This window comes from Sorangiineae bacterium MSr12523 (genome assembly GCA_037157775.1).
Lineage (GTDB): Bacteria > Myxococcota_A > Polyangia > Polyangiales > Polyangiaceae > Pendulispora > Pendulispora brunnea.
The window spans coordinates 211,584-227,047 of sequence record CP089982.1 but is presented as its reverse complement, the minus strand read 5'-3'; the positions used below and the strand labels follow the sequence as shown (position 1 = coordinate 227,047).

Sequence of the window (15,464 nt, the reverse complement as noted above, 5' to 3'; positions counted from 1 at the left end):
ACAATGCTTACCATCGATGGATCCATGGGAGAGGGCGGCGGCCAGCTTTTGCGCTCCTCGCTCGCCCTCTCGCTTCTTACGTCCACGCCTTTCCAGATAACGAAGATTCGTGCGGGGCGCGCGCGGCCGGGTCTCATGCGCCAGCACCTGGCGGCCGTGCATGCGGCCACGGAGATCGGTCGCGCGCGCACCGAGGGGGCGGCAATGGGCTCCACCGAGCTCACGTTCCACCCGAATGGCATTCACTCGGGCGATTACACATTTGCCATTGGTGGTGCGGGAAGCACGACACTCGTATTTCAGACGATTCTCCTGCCATTGCTCCTCGGCGGCAAGGCGCCATCGACGCTCACGTTCGAGGGCGGGACGCACAACCCCATGGCGCCGCCATTCGACTTCCTCGAGCGGACGTTCTTACCGGTTCTTGCGACCTTGGGCGCTCGGGTCGATATCCGTCTCGAGCGGCACGGGTTTTACCCTGCGGGCGGTGGTGTGTGGACGGCAACCGTGCATCCGACGACGGAGCTCGCGCACCTCGAGTTATTGCACCGGGGTGAGGTGCGCGCGCGCCACGCGACCGCCTTGATCGCGCAGATTGCACCGGCCATAGCGCTGCGCGAGCTGGATACGCTTTGCAACTTGCTCTCGTGGGAGCGCGAAGACTCGAAGCCAACCGTGGTGCGCCACTCGCACGGTCCCGGAAACGCGCTGCTCGCAACCATCGCGTGCGATCACGTCATCGAGGTGATCACCGGCTTCGGCGAACGCGGCGTCCGCGCCGAAACCGTAGCCGAAGGTGTCGCCCGCGAAGTCGCGCGCTACCTCGCAGCCAACGTCCCCGTGGGCGAGCACCTCGCCGATCAGCTGCTTCTCCCCATGGCCCTCGGCGCCGGCGGAACCATCCGCACCGTAAAGCCGTCGATGCATTGCCTCACGCAAATCGAATTGGTGAAGATGTTCCTCGGGCTCTCGATCCGCACAACGGAGGAAGCCCCCGACGTGTGGCGCATCGACGTGCCCTCGGTCGTGGCGTCGCGAAAATCGTGACGGCCGCGCAGTTGCACGCGTCGCGGAAATCGAAGAGAGAAGAGCGAACCAAGGCTGACCCCCAAGTCTGCCTTTTGAAAGGACGCTTTTCTTGAACCATTCATTCTCTCATCGCGCGGCGGGATCGCTCGTCGCGTGCTTACTCTCGACACTCACATTCGCTTGCAGTGCGCCCTCGAACGCGGACGTCGACGGCGACGTCGACGAGAGCGCATCCTCCTCACTGGAGCTTGGCCCGTCCCATCTTCGCTTTCAGGACTACTGTGAAAACGCCACCTCGCTACCGGCGTCCACCAAAGCCACGGTCGACGCGCTCCTGGCAAAGGTTCAAACAGAGGATTGTGCCGTCGCCCAAACGAAACTCGAAGGCATGACGACCCTCGAGTTTTTCAGCTCCGGACCGCGGGTGGGCGACCTCGCGCCGCTCGCGACACTCAGGCAACTGACATCGCTCACGCTCGCGGAGCAAAAGCTCGAAGACCTCCGACCCCTCGCACGCCTCGTGAACCTCGAGACCCTCAGGATTTACGCGAACGATGCTACGACGACGACACCGTGGGGAGCCTGCCCCATCCTCTTCCCGGACACCGACAAGTGGGGACCGCACGCGCGCATCGACATTCGCCCGCTCGCTCATCTGCGACGGCTAACGAGATTGGGCCTTCGCACTGGGATCGTACGCGATCTCCGCCCGCTCGGGCGCCTCGACAAGATTCGTTCGCTCGATCTCGATTGCCTCGATTTCGGTGGCAACCTCGCTCCGCTCGCCAACATGCCCGAGCTTGCGTATTTGGACCTCTCGCGAGGCAGCGTGCGCGATTTGTCGCCAATTCCGTCGTTTGCGGCGAGCGGATCGGGATTCCACATCCTCCTCGGCGGAAGCCCTATCGAGAGCCTGAGACCACTCGCGCTTTTGTCGGCGCTGCAGCTCGAGTCCGCGGAGCTGGAAAGACTGCCCATCGCGCGCGACGAAGAGCATTGCCCGACGACCATTCCCGGAATGCGGCGCGACATCAAGGTAGCGTGTCTGAATCGAAACGGGGCAACGCCGGCGACGGCGGCCTCATGGCTCTCCGCGATCCTCGAACACCCGGTGACCGAGGATAACGCCCGGACGATGAAACAACTCGATCTCTCGGGACGCTCCCTCGACGTGATCGATACACCGTTCCTTCAGGGACTCCCTGCCCTCGAGATGCTCAATCTCTCGCACACGACTTCTCCTCCCTCGACCTCTCGGTATCCGTTCGCGTCGCTTGTCCTGCGGAATTTGAGCGCGGGGCAACCGCTCCCAAAGGTGCGAGAGCTTCGACTCAGGGGAACGTTCATTCGCTCGCTCCCTGATGACAATGCGCTGGACTTCATCGAGCGCGTCGATCTTCGGGACAATCGCCTCACCAATGTCAGTGGTTGCTCGTTCCTGTTTCCCCACGCGCAGGAGCTCCTGTTGGAGGGAAATCCCATTGAACTTCCCCCGCTTCCGTGGACACCCCGAAACGCGCGAAGATGCGCCAGGAGTGTTCGATGCCGAAGAGGAAACGGAGAGTGTTTACGCCGCAGTTTAAGGCCGAGGCGGTCCGCCTTTGTAAGGTAGGAGACCGCACGATCGGGCAGGTTGCCAAAGACCTTGATCTAACGGAGACAGCCTTGCGTGCCTGGATCAAGCGCGCGGAAACCGATGCTGGTGACGCTCCGAAGGAGAGCCTGTCGACGGCAGAGCGCGACGAGCTCACGGAGCTCCGTAGAAAAGTAAAACGGCTCGAGATGGAACGCGACATCCTAAAAAAAGCGACGGCCTTCTTCGCGAAGGAATCGACGTGAGGTTTGCGTTCGTCCACGAGGAGAAGGCGTCGTACCCGATCGCTGTACTATGCAAGGTGTTGGGCGTGTCCCGAAGCGGTTACTATGCGTGGGCGAGCAGGCCAACGCCTTCGCGTGAACGGAGCGATGCGCAGCTTGCGGTCGAGATTGCGACGACGCACAAGCGAAGTCGAGACACGTACGGCAGCCCGCGGGTGCACCGTGACCTTCGAGCCCGAGGGATCCGCGTCGGGAAGAAACGCGTCGAACGATTGATGCGGGAGCACGGCATCTTCGCCAAACGAAGAAGACGCTTTCGCCGAACCACCGACTCCAGGCATTCGTACCCGATCGCTCCGAACGTTCTCGCGCGTAGATTCGAAGCCGCCGTTCCCAACAGGGCCTGGGTTACCGACGTGACGTACGTCTGGACACTTGAGGGATGGCTCTATCTTGCGGTGATCCTCGACCTCTGCTCGCGGCGTATCGTTGGCTGGGCGGCGAGCGAGAACAACGATCGTCACCTCGCCAACGACGCGCTGCGACGAGCCGTCGCCAACCGCAGGCCCGTCGCTGGCTTGCTGCACCACTCGGATCGGGGTAGTCCCTACGCGAGCGACGACTACCGAAACGCCATCGCCGCGAACGGCATGATCGCGAGCATGAGCCGCCGGGGCAACTGCTGGGACAACGCTGTGGCCGAGAGCTTCTTCGCAACCCTCAAAGGCGAACTGCTAGACCATGAGGTCTACCAAACTCGGCGATCTGCCGTCGCCGCGATCGGTGACTACATCGATGCATTCTACAACCTCGAAAGGCGACACTCGTCGATCGACTACGTAAGCCCGATCGAATTTGAATTGAAAATAGAAATGAAGAGGGTAAGAACAGAAGCTGCCTAACCCAAGTGTCTACGCCAGCGGGGGAGGTTCACATCAACAAAGACGAAGCCTCCTGCCCCACGCAAAGCGGACTTGCCCCGCTCGATGCATTCTGTAAGGCATACCTCGCGACGCCCTGACTCGAGACTCGGGCGGGTCTGAAGAAAAAGAGCAACCACGGGGCGGAGCAGTCGATGGGAAGCTGGGAGGAGACTCTCATGAATACCCAGACCGCCCCTCGCGTTGCAATGACCAGCGTTTCATCAGCACATCGGATAATCCAAATGGCTCGAACGAGAACGGGTGCGACTGGATTCATTGCCCCTTGATGGGACAATATGGGTACCGACATGAGCTCGACCAAAAAAAGTGCCGAGAGCGATGACTTCGAAGCGTACCTACATTCCCGTCGGCGCAAGCGGAGGGCGCTGCTCGTCATCGCGATCGTTCTATTCGTCGGAATCGTCGCCGTTCCTTATCTTCTCATGCGCGCTGGAATCATAGCTCATGGGACATTCGAGATCTTCGTAGCCATCGACATCTTCATTGCCATCGTGATGTGGCGAGCCTTTTTGACGCGCGTAAAAGACTCGGCTTATTAGCCAATTACTTGCGGCCGCCGTTGATGCGCTGAGCCCTCGCAAGAAATTCCCAGGTGCCGAGACGCCGGCCGTCAATTTCGCATCGGGATGAGCCGCGGCTACGCAATCGAAACCCGCGATATGGCAAGCGACCACCTGCTTGCAGTACGGCAAATCGGACGCGAGACGTTGCTTCTCGGCGGGAGAAGCACGGTCGAAATCTTCGTCCTTCAACAACAGCGGGGCGAGCCCTTCGTTCTGCTCCAACAGGGACATCGAGCCGCATCGTTCCAGGAGTTTTTTGAAAAGTCTTTCGATTCTTCTTTACCCGACGAAAAGGCATTATTTGCCGATGAGTCGATGTTGGTAGCCTCGCTCCACCTCGAGCATCCCTTCGCCCATGCGAATGCCCGCGGGGAATGCTTCCTGAAATATCCGAATCCGTGCACCCTCCAGATTTGCGGTGGCCGACCTCTTCACGATGGCATCATCCTGAGCCATCGGGTGGTATTCGCCGTAAGCACGATACGAGTTGATGGGCTCCACGCGCACTCTCGGGGCGGCGGCGCCGCTACAAGCTAAAGTTAGGCTGGATACCAGGAGAAGAACGGCGAGTCGCATGCCGGGGAATATATGTAGCCGTCCCGCTGCAGCATAGGGAACTCGCCGATCTCAGTGGCCTGCTCGAAGCTTATCGCGCTGCTAGCCGATCGGCGTTGCGCCTAGTTCGCACCATCCGAAATACGGATATCGTCCACGTACCCTCGGAAAGCTCCGGTGTTGGCCGGCTGATCGTAGCCCAGGTGAATGCGGTCGATCGTCTTGCCGGTGAGCCGCCCGAGGTTGGCGCGCACCAGGTTCCATTGGTTCACCGCCAGATGGCCACCTTCCCCTTGAAACTGCGGATGCACGCGGGTGCCCCATTGGTCGACCACCCCCGAGTCGCGAAGGTTGGAGCCATCGGTCATCGCGAAGTCGAGTGCCACGAAAGCGCCATTGGCTTGTTGCGGGAAAACCCAATACGAGAGCACGGTGTCCGAGCTCACGGGAATGTGCACGTCGAAGACGCGGTTGTACGAATACGACGGTCCCGAGGCGCTGTTGTCGCTGCCCGAATACATCAGCGCGCTGGAGCCGCCGTGGGTCAACTCGTTTCTCGGGGAGGATTCCATGCGCGTCAGGTTGCAACACGGATATCCGCCTACGTTGGCACTTGCTTCGACGGTATCGAACCACGTGGGCGCCGTCTGGCCGGATTCCAAACCGGTCACCAGGTGCGGCCACTCGCGCCCGTCCGCCAAAATGCGCTCCAAGTGCGAATACCAGAGGCTGGCCATTTTCGCGTAGCCGGCATCGTTCGGGTGCAGGGTATCGGCCAAATCGGCGTTGCCCAGGGCGTGGTACATGTCGACCAATCGCACCTTCTTGCCCTGCGATACTTTGTTTTGCACGATGCCGGGAATCGCATTGTTGAACGTCACGATGCGGCCATTGATGGTCGCGTCCAACGCCGGTACGATTTGCGCTACCACGATGGTGACACCCGGAACGTCATTGGCAATTTGATCGATGAGGGCACTCAATCGATCGGGCGCCGTGGCCACGTTGTAATTCTGATTCATGTCATTCGTGCCAATGTGCAAAAGCACGATTTGCGGCTTGTAGGTCCCGAGCCAGCCGTCGATGTTGGCGGCAATCTGGTCGATGCGCCAACCGGAATGCCCTTCGTTGTCGATGTCGGGAAGCTGCCCGCTTCGATGCGAGCCCACGAAGTCGATGGAATATCCGGCCAAATCGACCATTCGCTTCCACAATTCGGCGCGGTAGCTCGAGCCCGTGCTGCTGCCCGCCCCGTCGGTGATGGAGTCGCCCAGCGGCATGATGGCCACCCCCGCCGCCACGGCGCGGGATTCCGCCGCCGCGGGTTCCTGCGACGGCGGATCGTTCGCACAGCAAATGAGAACCGATGATGCGACCGCGAGTGCTCCGAGGGTGCCTACGACTTTGACAACGTTGTCAGCTGCCATTTTGGCCATGGTTCTCCTCCTCCAGTTGCAACTATCGTTTCCGTTTCTCCGACAAACTCGCCACGAGTTTTTTGGGCGCCTGTGCGCGGTAGCTTTCGTCGATCCACTCTTTCAAAAGATCGACCGGGGGCATTTCGCCTTCGGCAAAGGTCGCCGAGACCCACCCGCTCTTGCCCAGGCCATACGCGGTCGGTTCTGCAAATGGCAAAAGCAACGCGGTGGCGTGCGATTGCGGGAGCTTGCACGAAATGCGAAAAGGCTCCCCTTCCACGCTGAGGAAGGCGAATGTCTTGTCCTTCACCGCCAAATCCAAATGGCCTGGCCAAGGACTCTTCGTGTGGGCACCGGGGTAGGTCAGGCCGAACGCGCGCAGCTCTTTGAGAACGGCATCCGTAGGATTCTTGCGGCGCGACGGCATGAACGATGGCCCTCCCGGGGAAGGGCCATCCTAAATCGCCGAGCGCTCTTCGGCTACTGCGGCTTTCCGCGCAGGGGGCGGGGCAAAAAGCGCTGCGGAATTACCGCGGGCAAGTGACGGATGCGCTCACGGCGCTGCTCCTCTTCGAGGTGGCGTACGCGCGCTTTGAGCATGTCCTCCAAGGTGATCTCACCCACGATGGCGCGCGGATCGCCGTTGATGACGGGGAGGCGCGTCATGCCCGTTTGCGCCATGCGGTACACGGCCACGCGAAGCGGCTCGTTCGCATAGGCGACGGCCGGCTTGTCTCCCGCTTCGTCGAAGGCGGCGGCAGCGCGTGCAACGACGTCGGGCTCGATGCTCATGACCTCGCGCACGAAGAGGATTTCCAGAGGATCCGTCTCGTATTCGCGACTGAGGTGGAAGCCGCGGCGACTCACCTTCTCGGTCAAAATGGAGCGCTTGAGGGCCAGCACGGTGAACGCGTGGGCCATCGGCACCGCCAGAAGAAGGGGCACGATGAGCCCCCAGGCATGCGTCACTTCCAGCGCGAAGACGATGCCCGTGAACGGAGAGCGCATGGTGCCGCCGAGGATCGCGGCCATGCTCACCAGCGGCCAGAAACCCGGGCCCATATTGGGCAGCACGTGCGCTTCGAGTCCTCCGAGCGAGGCGCCCATGATGAGCAGCGGTGCGAGCACGCCGCCCGAGGTGCCCGAGCCCAGTGAGATCATCCAGATGCTCGACTTGACGATCATGAGCAAGAGAAGCGCGCGCCCAATGAGTTCGCCGCGAAGCAACGACTCGATGGTCTCGTAGCCGACGCCGAGCGCGCGTGGTTCGAAAATACCGCCGATGCCGATGGCCAACCCGCCGATGGCGGGCCACCACATCCAATGAATGGGAAGCTTCAAAAATGCGTCTTCGAAGAAGTAGACGCCTTTGGTGAGAAGCCCCGACATGACTCCCGCGGCGATGCCGCAGGCCGCGCAGGCGAAGACGAGTGCCCAGGTGGGGTGGGGCGTCGCCGATACGGTGGGCGCGATGGGAAAGAGCGGCCCGGTGCCGAGCAAGTACGGGCGCACGCTGGCTGCAACCACGGCGGCCACGCTCACCGGGATCATGCTGCGGGGCTTCCACTCGAACAAGAGCAGCTCGACCGCGAGGAACGACGCCGCCAGCGGCGAGTCGAACGTGGCGCTCATGCCGGCGGCGGCACCGGCGACGAGCAGCGTTTTTCGCTCGGCGCTGCTCAATTCGAAGAACTGCGCCACCAGCGATCCGAATGCGCCGCCGGTCATGATGATGGGGCCCTCGGCGCCGAAAGGACCTCCGGAACCAATCGAGATGGCCGACGACAGCGGCTTGAGGAGCGCCACACGCGCCTGCACGCGGCTACCGCGAAGGAGGATGGCCTCGATGGCCTCGGGAATGCCGTGCCCGCGGATCTTCTCCGACCCATAGCGGGCCATGAGACCGATGATCAACGCGCCGACGACGGGCACGAGGACCACCGCATACCCGAGGTGATGCTCCGACGGGCTGACGCTTTGGATACTGAAACGCTGGAAGAAAAAGAGATTCGTGAAGAACGCGATGGCCGCGAGCAACGCCCGGGCGACGAACGCGGCGAGCACACCGATGGCCGCCGCGAGAAGGGTGAGCGGAACGACGCGGGTGGTGGTGGTGAAGTCCCCGAGTTCTTCGGGGGTTGCAGACGATGGATCGGAACTCACGGACGGGACTCCTACGGTGACAGACGGTTGGGCGAGTAAAGTTCGGAATTTCGTGGTGCTGAAACCGCGGCAGCGAGAAGGAACCGGCGGGACCGGCGCGCTGTGTGGTTCAGAAAAAACAGCGACGTCATGCCGTCCCGCGATCCTCGTGCTGGGACAGGCCAAGGCGCCGGCCTCGCCGGGCTTGTCTCGCTGCCGCTGTTCGACTGCGCTGGATTTGCGAATCTGCCATGATCGATGGACCCTTACGTCGGAGGCAACGCCTCCTCGTGAACGAGCGCGGAGAGCGCGTGGAGCAGGACGGGCGCGAAGGAACGAAGCTCGGTGCGATGTGCGAGGGCCAGCTTCTCGAGAAGGCGCCGGCCACGCGGGGTGAGATCGAGAAGGACCTCGCGGCGATCGCGTTCGCCGGGCTTCTTCTTCACGAGGCCCTTCTCGACGCAGCGATTCACGAGCTCGACCGCGCTGTGATGTTGAATCTGCAGACGCTCCGCGATGCGGCCGACGGTGGGCGCCGCGTCCTCGGGAAGACCGCGGATGGCGAGCAGAAGCTGATGTTGCTGCGGCTCGATTCCCACCGCACGCGCACTTTCCTCGCTGAAATTGATGAAGCACCGGATGCGGTAACGCACGTCCGCCAGGGCTCGGTACTCGGCGTCGGAAACGGTGGGGGGCACGGGGGATATATATCGTGTCACGATATATTCGCAAGGCGTGCTTTCTCGTGCCGGACGCAGGCGTCTCGCGTCCGGCGGCGATGTGGTGTAGAAGCGTTTGCGTGGCGTACGAGATGCTCGTGCTGGGCGCGTCGGACGTTCGGGAGCTGTTCGACTGGGACACGGCCATCGCGTCGCAGCGGCGGGCCTTTGCGGAGCTCGGGGGCGGTGGCGCGCGCCTGCCGGAAAAGATCGTCGTCCCGGCAGGCGACGACATGGCCATCTGCATGGCCGCCCGCATGTCGGACGACACCGGACCGGTGAGCAAGTTCATCAGCGTTCACATGGGAAATCCGCAGCGCGGGCTGCCGAGCGTGCAGTCCGTGGTGACGGCGCTCGATCCCATCGACGGGCGGCCGGTGGCCATCCTCGACGGCAACGAGGTGACGACCCGGCGAACGGCCGCGGCCAGCGCCGTTGCCGTCTCCGTGCTCGGGCGGCAGCACACCCACGGCAGCATGCGTGACGAACGCGCGGTGCTGGCGGTCATCGGCAGCGGCGTTCAGGGCATTGCGCACATCCGGGCCATCGGCCGCGTGCAGCGCTTTGCCGAAATCCGCCTCTGGAGCCCGACCCGGGCCAACTGCGAACAGGCCGCCAATATATTGCATACGGAGGATGGCCTGGACATCGTCCTGGCCCGCAGCGCAGAGGCCGCGGTCGCGGGGGCCTCGGTCATCGTGGCCTGTACCAGCAGCGTGCAGCCGGTGGTGCACGGGGCGTGGCTTTCGCCCGGCAGCACCTTGCTTTCGGTGGGCTCGTTCACGCCGGAGCGGTGCGAGATCGACGAGGTCGCGGTGCAGCGTTCCAACGTGCTCGTCGTCGATCACGTGCCAACGGAGGTGACCCACGGGGGGCCCATCGTGAAGGCCCTCGCGCTGGGCCATCGCAAGGTCGACGACCTCGTGCCGCTGGCCGACGTCGTGTTGGGAAGGCATCCCGGCCGGCGCAACGCGGACGAGATCATCGTGTACAACAGCGTGGGCATCGGCGTGCAAGACGCGGCCGCGGCCTGGACGATCATCGAGAGGGCGCGAACCTTGGGGCGAGGAAAAAGGATCGAACTATGACGGAACTACCTTCGCGGGCGGAGCTCGTGATCGTCGGCGGCGGGGTGATGGGCGCGAGCACCGCTTTTCACCTGGCCGAGGCGGGCGTGAAGAACATCGTCCTGCTCGAGAAGAACGAGCTTGGCTCGGGCTCGACCTGCAAAGCAGCCGGCGGAGTGCGCGCGCAGTTTTCCGATGCGGTGAACATCCAGCTCGGGCTGCGAAGCTTGGAGGCGTTCGCACGCTTTCCGGAGCGGCCGGGCCAGGACATCGACTTTCGCAAAGTCGGATATCTCTTTTTGCTCTCGCGCCAAGAAGACGTTCGCACCTTCGAGCAAAGCATCGCGCTGCAAAACTCGCTCGGCGTGCCGAGCCGGCTCATCGATGCGGCGGAGGCCAAGCGAATCAGCCCGCTCATCGAGACGAGCGACGTGCTCGCGGCGGCATGGAGTGCGGAAGACGGGCTCGCGACACCGGAGGCCGTGGTGTACGGGTACGCCAAGGGCGCTCGCCAGCTCGGCGTGCACATCGCCACGCAGTGTGCGGTGACGGGCATCGATCGCGCGGGTGACCGCATCCGCGCCGTGCGCACGTCCCATGGAACCATCGAAACGGATACGGTGATCTGCACGGCCGGCGCATGGTCGCGAGCCCTCGGCGAGATGGTCGGTGTCGATTTGCCGGTCACGCCCTATCGCCGGCAGGTGCTCTTCACGGAGGCGATGCCCAACCTGCCGCCGATGCCGATGACCATCGACTTCGCGTCGACCTTCTACTTCCACGCCGAGGGCCGCGGCCTTCTCGTGGGCATGTCGTACCAGGAGGAGCCGCCCGGCTTCAACCTCGAGCGCAACGATGCCTGGGTTCCCACGTTGCTTGCCGCTGCCGAAAAGCGCGCACCCGCCATCGGGCAAGCCGGCATCGCCAGCGGGTGGGCGGGCTTGTACGAGATCACCCCGGACCACAATGCGCTCATCGGCGAGGCCCGCTCCGTTTCGCGCTTTCTCTATGCCACGGGATTCTCCGGTCACGGCTTTTTGCAAGGTCCCGCGGTGGGCGAAACCATTCGCGATTTGTACCTTGGCCGCACCCCCGCGGTGGACGTCTCCGGCATGAGCGCCGATCGATTCGCCGCAGGCGCGGCCCGCCCCGAACGGAACATCGTATGACCACCGACGTCCCCCTCATCGAAATCGAGAATGCCGAGGTCTATCGCGGCGACACCCGCGTTTTCGAGAACCTGTCGCTGCGCATCGCTCAAGGGCGGCATACGGCCATTCTCGGACCCAACGGCGCGGGCAAATCCACCTTGCTGCGGCTGCTCTCGCGCGAACTTTACCCCGTTCACCGCGAGGGCTCGTCGGTGCGCATTTTGGGGCACGATCGCTGGGACGTCTTCGAATTGCGCCGTCAGCTCGGCGTCGTCTCGCACGAGCTGCAGATGCAGTATACACGCACTGTGCGCGGGCTCGACGTGGTGCTCTCGGGCTTCTTCTCCAGCGTGGGCATTGGGTACCACTCCCACCTGAATCCGAGCCCCGAGCAGCGCGCCCGCGCACAGTCCGTGTTGGAGCAACTCGGCGCCACGGCGCTCGCGCAAAAGGCCATTGGCGAAATGTCCTCCGGCGAGCAGCGCCGCTGTTTGTTGGGCCGCGCCCTGGTGCACGATCCCGCGTGCCTGGTGCTCGACGAGCCGACGGCCAGCCTCGATTTGAAGGCCAAATTCGAGCTCATTGGGACAATCCGTCAACTGGTGCACCAAGGCCGAACGTTGGTCCTGGTGACCCACCATGTCGACGAGATCCCGCCGGAGGTGGAGCGCGTGGTGCTATTGCGCGCAGGCCGCGTGGTGGCCGATGGCAAGAAATCGGACATTTTGACGAGCGAGCGCCTGGCAGACCTTTTCGAGACGAAGATGCACCTCGCCGAGCAGCGCGGTTTCTTTTACGCGATTCCCGATTAGCTCGAATCGCCATCAGTGCCTATGGCCATTGCTTCCGAAATGGTCCTCGATGTAATCCTTGATGGCGCGTGATTCGAACATTTCGATACCGCGCGCCTTGTCGACGAGATACGGCAGTTGCATCTTGCCCGTGCGCTCGACGAACGCCCCGCGCTTGGGGCTACCACGTGCCACGTTGTGCACGATGTACGGGACTTCCCATTTCATGAGCGTCTCGCGCACCAGACGGCAATACGGAGAGGCCTCGTAGCTATACAACTCGAGCAAATCGTCCGGCTCCTTCGTAGGCGGCGACTCGGCCGCTTTGCTCTTCCGAAGCAGCGAGGCAAACTTCGAGCTGGCATCGGTCAGGGGTCCCATGCGAAGCGGCAACGGGACCTGGCCGTCGCCGTAGTGCCTGAAAAGATAGCGCACGATCGCGTCCGAATCCGTGATGGTGGCCGAGGTATTGGGATCGACCAGAAGTGGTATTTGGAATTTACCGACGTACCCTTCCACCGCCGAACGAAAGCGCCTCGGCTCCGGCGCGCACGGATGGACGATGGCATCGAGATCGAGAATGGATAACGCTTCGCGAACTTTTCGGGAGAAAGGACAAACCTCTCGTTCGTAGAGTTCCAAAAGCTTCGCCGGCCTGTTTCCGATGTGCGCCACGTACGCGCCGCTACCGAGGCGTGCCAGGGTCGCAGCCACCGAGGTCGCGAAATCGACGGCATCCGCGATGCTGTGTTTCTTCTTCCAAATGAAGAGCGGTTCGAGGGAGGTGCCTCCAATTTTCATCGCTTGGTATCTCCATGGGATGGGTTGAAAAACAGGACGCTGGGGCGATACGGACCATCGTTGCGTTTCGTCACGCGCGGGCGGTGAATCCGCCGCGCTCGCTCATCGATGGGGCGCTGGCCATTCGGCGGCATTCGTTGGCGCACGCACGGCAGGCCGTTGCACACGCGCGACAATGCTCGTGTGCGTGCCGCTCGCATTCGGATGCGCACGCCTCGCACGCGGTGGCGCATACGCGGCAGAGCTCTTGGACGAACTTGCCATTGCGGGACATGATGGCCGCGGCGAGCCGGCAAATGGAGGCACAATCGCGGTCGAGGCGAATGCAATCGACGAGGTCTTCCATCTCGTCCTCCTCGAGGCAGGCATCGGCGCAGTGTTCACAGGCCATTGCGCAGAGGTTGCAGGTCTCGATGCAATTGGAATAGCGCTCGTGCGACATGATGATCTCCTCCGCCGTCGCTCAAAAGCAGAACGCGTACCCGAATGCGATGTCGCGGCCGGCACGTCGAGCTGGCGCGCTTTTCCCAAGGGCCAGCGCATGGCCATCACCCTCTGGAATCGACGGGACGCGATGCGGCTCGGAACCGCGGCCGGGCTCGGCGCCTTCGCCGCGGGATGCAAACGGGGCGCGGACGACGAGGACATCTTGCCGCCGGAAGACCTCATGCGCGAGCACGGCGCGCTCAATCGTGTCTTGCTCGTGTACGAAGAGAGCGCTCGACGCCTGGAGACGCCGGATCTGTCGCCGCCGTTCGACGCGCTGAACGGCGCGGCCGACATCATCGGGCGCTTCATTCAGGATTACCACGAGAAGCTCGAGGAGGAGTTTCTCTTCCCACGCTTCGAGAAGGCCGGAAAGCTCGCCGAGCTGGCTGCAACGTTGCGCGAGCAACATCATGCCGGGCGCCGGCTCACCGAGCGCATTCGAACCTTGGCCACGCCGGCCGCCATCGCGTCGAATGCGATGGCCAAGGGCCAATTGGTGGGCGCCTTGCGGGCGTTCGTGCGCATGTATCGGCCCCACGAGGCGCGGGAAGACACCGTACTATTTCCGGCGCTGCGCGAAATCATGAGCCACAAGGAGCTGGAGAAGCTGGGCGAGCGCTTCGAGGGGCAGGAAAAAGAGCTGTTCGGAAAAAAGGGCTTCGAAGGCATCGTCGAGCAGGTGGCTCGATTGGAATCTCAATTGGGGATTCACGACTTGCATCTCTTCACGCCCACGTGAATCGTTCATTCGAGCGTATACAGATACGCCACGACGTCGCGCGCCTCCGTTTCCGAGAGCGGCACCTCGGGCATGGCACTGCCCGGCTTGACCCGCTGCGGGTGGGTGATAAACGTGCGCAAATGCTCGGGCGTGTTGGTGAGCATGCCGGCCACGTAGACGCGGCTTGCCATGTGGTCGAGCGGAGGGCCGACGAGGGCGTTCGCGCCTGGAACGCCCGGTATGGTGTGGCATGCGCCGCAGCCGCGCTCGAAAAGCGCTTTCTTGCCCGCCGCGGGAACGCCACCCGTCGATACGATGGCCTTGGATTCGCGGTCTCGGCACGCTATCGCGAGGCACGCCAGCGCGAGCCACGCGACGAGGCATGCAAGGATGACCATGCGGCGATTCATGGATGCCTCCGCTCGAGGGCGCGCATCCGTCGCCGCGACTCACCGAGCCATGCTGCGAACAATGCGAGCGCGCCCAGGGTCATGGCCACGCCGCCCGGGACCCACATGATGAGGCCCGCGAGCTCCTGGTCGTCCATGACATTGATTTGCCAAGGCTCACCCCGCGCAAGGTAGAGCGGATACCAGAGTCGGCTGCCCAAGGTGATGAGCGCGCCGAGAATGCTCTCGTGCATCGCCGTGGCAAAGACGAATGCCACGGCGAGTCCGTAACCGCCCGGCCCATAGCGGCCTCGAAGGATGGCCCACCAGAAAAGGGCAGCCGTGGCGAAGAACGTTGCATGCTGAACGGCGTGGACGTTCTCGTGGCGAAGTGCGCCCTCGAAGAACGACGGAATGTGCCATAGCCATACGACGAGCATGTGCACGAGCAAGATCACCAGGGGTGCACTGAGCACACGCCACGTGCGAAGCAGCGCCGGCGTCTTCATGAGCCGCCCCAGCGCGAGACGCCGGGACCGTGGCAGCATCCAGGAAAACGCCACCGTGGGTTTGCCCAGCACGATGAGCGGCGGGGCGACGAGCAAAATGATCTCGTGCTGCGTCATGTGCGCCGAGAAAAGCAAATCGCTGAGCCGATCGATCGGCGAGACCAAGGCGAAGAGCAGCGACAGCTCGCCGAGGACGTAGCATGCGACCTCCCAGGGGCGAATCCCGTGGCCGATGCCGACCGTCCTCCACAAAGAACGAAGACCCCAGCCGTAACCGGCTGCGGAAAGACCTACCGCTCCCATCGAGAGAGGGTCCAGTGTCCACCACGTGAGGGCTTCGCGCGCGTCGATGCACATC

Annotated in this window: 17 protein-coding genes; 7 read left to right on the top strand and 10 right to left on the bottom strand. The window is 63.0% G+C overall.

The annotated features are described in order from the left end of the window. Positions 1-3: 3 nt before the first annotated feature. The 3 genes from rtcA to LZC95_00940 all read left to right on the top strand — a co-directional run bounded on the left by rtcA (position 4) and on the right by LZC95_00940 (position 3,749). Positions 4-1,047, top strand: a complete 1,044-nt coding sequence (rtcA, locus tag LZC95_00950) for an RNA 3'-terminal phosphate cyclase (GenBank protein WXA95408.1) — start codon at positions 4-6, stop codon at positions 1,045-1,047. A 91-nt stretch (positions 1,048-1,138) separates the two neighbouring features. Next, positions 1,139-2,641 carry a hypothetical protein gene (locus tag LZC95_00945; protein ID WXA95407.1) on the top strand — a complete coding sequence of 501 codons (1,503 nt, stop codon included), beginning with the start codon at positions 1,139-1,141 and terminating at the stop codon, positions 2,639-2,641. Then, positions 2,572-3,749 (top strand): IS3 family transposase gene (locus LZC95_00940; GenBank protein ID WXA95406.1). Its coding sequence is split into 2 segments (ribosomal slippage): positions 2,572-2,839 and positions 2,839-3,749, totalling 1,179 coding nucleotides; the frame shifts between segments, so codons are not numbered across the junction. The genes LZC95_00945 and LZC95_00940 overlap by 70 nt, the downstream gene beginning before the upstream one ends. A gap of 428 nt (positions 3,750-4,177) precedes the next feature. Here the strand turns inward: LZC95_00940 and LZC95_00935 are convergent. The 6 genes from LZC95_00935 to LZC95_00910 form a co-directional block, all read right to left on the bottom strand. After that, a complete protein-coding gene (locus LZC95_00935; protein WXA95405.1) occupies positions 4,178-4,585 on the bottom strand; it encodes a hypothetical protein in 408 nt (135 codons plus the stop codon). 66 nt (positions 4,586-4,651) lie between these two features. Continuing rightward, positions 4,652-4,789, bottom strand: coding sequence for a hypothetical protein (locus tag LZC95_00930; protein WXA95404.1), 138 nt, complete (start codon positions 4,787-4,789; stop codon positions 4,652-4,654). 242 nt (positions 4,790-5,031) lie between these two features. Further along, positions 5,032-6,345 carry an SGNH/GDSL hydrolase family protein gene (locus tag LZC95_00925; GenBank protein WXA95403.1) on the bottom strand — a complete coding sequence of 438 codons (1,314 nt, stop codon included), beginning with the start codon at positions 6,343-6,345 and terminating at the stop codon, positions 5,032-5,034. Between the two features lie 22 nt (positions 6,346-6,367). After that, on the bottom strand, positions 6,368-6,754 hold the full coding sequence (locus LZC95_00920) for an MmcQ/YjbR family DNA-binding protein (protein WXA95402.1): 387 nt from the start codon (positions 6,752-6,754) through the stop codon (positions 6,368-6,370). Positions 6,755-6,807: 53 nt separating this feature from the next. Further along, positions 6,808-8,490: a chloride channel protein gene (locus LZC95_00915; GenBank protein WXA95401.1), complete on the bottom strand. Its 1,683-nt coding sequence runs from the start codon at positions 8,488-8,490 to the stop codon at positions 6,808-6,810. 245 nt (positions 8,491-8,735) lie between these two features. Next, positions 8,736-9,167 (bottom strand): MarR family winged helix-turn-helix transcriptional regulator, encoded by a 432-nt coding sequence (locus tag LZC95_00910; GenBank protein ID WXA95400.1) that lies wholly within the window; start codon positions 9,165-9,167, stop codon positions 8,736-8,738. 101 nt (positions 9,168-9,268) lie between these two features. Here LZC95_00910 and LZC95_00905 point away from each other — a divergent pair, with 101 nt between their 5' ends. From LZC95_00905 to LZC95_00895, 3 genes are read left to right on the top strand one after another with little or no spacing between them, the layout of a single operon-like run. Continuing rightward, entirely contained in the window at positions 9,269-10,276 is a 1,008-nt protein-coding gene (locus tag LZC95_00905) for an ornithine cyclodeaminase family protein (protein ID WXA95399.1), read from the top strand. After that, positions 10,273-11,424 carry an FAD-binding oxidoreductase gene (locus tag LZC95_00900; protein WXA95398.1) on the top strand — a complete coding sequence of 384 codons (1,152 nt, stop codon included), beginning with the start codon at positions 10,273-10,275 and terminating at the stop codon, positions 11,422-11,424. Before LZC95_00905 ends, LZC95_00900 begins: the two co-directional genes overlap by 4 nt. Continuing rightward, positions 11,421-12,218 (top strand): ATP-binding cassette domain-containing protein, encoded by a 798-nt coding sequence (locus LZC95_00895; GenBank protein ID WXA95397.1) that lies wholly within the window; start codon positions 11,421-11,423, stop codon positions 12,216-12,218. Before LZC95_00900 ends, LZC95_00895 begins: the two co-directional genes overlap by 4 nt. 12 nt (positions 12,219-12,230) lie before the next feature. Here LZC95_00895 and LZC95_00890 read toward each other — a convergent pair whose 3' ends face one another. Beyond that, the gene (locus LZC95_00890) at positions 12,231-12,998 is read right to left on the bottom strand and encodes a glutathione S-transferase N-terminal domain-containing protein (protein ID WXA95396.1); all 768 of its coding nucleotides are present in this window, start codon (positions 12,996-12,998) and stop codon (positions 12,231-12,233) included. A 70-nt stretch (positions 12,999-13,068) separates the two neighbouring features. Continuing rightward, entirely contained in the window at positions 13,069-13,440 is a 372-nt protein-coding gene (locus LZC95_00885) for a four-helix bundle copper-binding protein (GenBank protein WXA95395.1), read from the bottom strand. A gap of 99 nt (positions 13,441-13,539) precedes the next feature. On the opposite strand from LZC95_00885, the gene LZC95_00880 reads away from it, so the two are divergent. Continuing rightward, positions 13,540-14,226, top strand: a complete 687-nt coding sequence (locus tag LZC95_00880) for a hemerythrin domain-containing protein (GenBank protein ID WXA95394.1) — start codon at positions 13,540-13,542, stop codon at positions 14,224-14,226. 5 nt (positions 14,227-14,231) lie between these two features. Here LZC95_00880 and LZC95_00875 read toward each other — a convergent pair whose 3' ends face one another. Next, entirely contained in the window at positions 14,232-14,618 is a 387-nt protein-coding gene (locus LZC95_00875) for a c-type cytochrome (protein WXA95393.1), read from the bottom strand. Next, positions 14,615-15,463, bottom strand: coding sequence for a cytochrome c oxidase assembly protein (locus LZC95_00870; GenBank protein WXA95392.1), 849 nt, complete (start codon positions 15,461-15,463; stop codon positions 14,615-14,617). Before LZC95_00870 ends, LZC95_00875 begins: the two co-directional genes overlap by 4 nt. Position 15,464 lies beyond the last annotated feature (1 nt).

Excerpts from the sequence above, each read along its gene's own strand:
- rtcA (WXA95408.1), top strand. The coding sequence starts at position 4 with ATGCTTACCATCGATGGATCCATGGGAGAGGGCGGCGGCCAGCTTTTG.
- LZC95_00935 (WXA95405.1), bottom strand. The coding sequence starts at position 4,585 with ATGTCCCTGTTGGAGCAGAACGAAGGGCTCGCCCCGCTGTTGTTGAAG.
- LZC95_00925 (WXA95403.1), bottom strand. The coding sequence starts at position 6,345 with ATGGCCAAAATGGCAGCTGACAACGTTGTCAAAGTCGTAGGCACCCTC.
- LZC95_00920 (WXA95402.1), bottom strand. The coding sequence starts at position 6,754 with ATGCCGTCGCGCCGCAAGAATCCTACGGATGCCGTTCTCAAAGAGCTG.
- LZC95_00900 (WXA95398.1), top strand. The coding sequence starts at position 10,273 with ATGACGGAACTACCTTCGCGGGCGGAGCTCGTGATCGTCGGCGGCGGG.
- LZC95_00895 (WXA95397.1), top strand. The coding sequence starts at position 11,421 with ATGACCACCGACGTCCCCCTCATCGAAATCGAGAATGCCGAGGTCTAT.
- LZC95_00890 (WXA95396.1), bottom strand. The coding sequence starts at position 12,998 with ATGAAAATTGGAGGCACCTCCCTCGAACCGCTCTTCATTTGGAAGAAG.
- LZC95_00885 (WXA95395.1), bottom strand. The coding sequence starts at position 13,440 with ATGTCGCACGAGCGCTATTCCAATTGCATCGAGACCTGCAACCTCTGC.
- LZC95_00880 (WXA95394.1), top strand. The coding sequence starts at position 13,540 with ATGGCCATCACCCTCTGGAATCGACGGGACGCGATGCGGCTCGGAACC.
- LZC95_00875 (WXA95393.1), bottom strand. The coding sequence starts at position 14,618 with ATGAATCGCCGCATGGTCATCCTTGCATGCCTCGTCGCGTGGCTCGCG.
- LZC95_00870 (WXA95392.1), bottom strand. The coding sequence starts at position 15,463 with ATGTGCATCGACGCGCGCGAAGCCCTCACGTGGTGGACACTGGACCCT.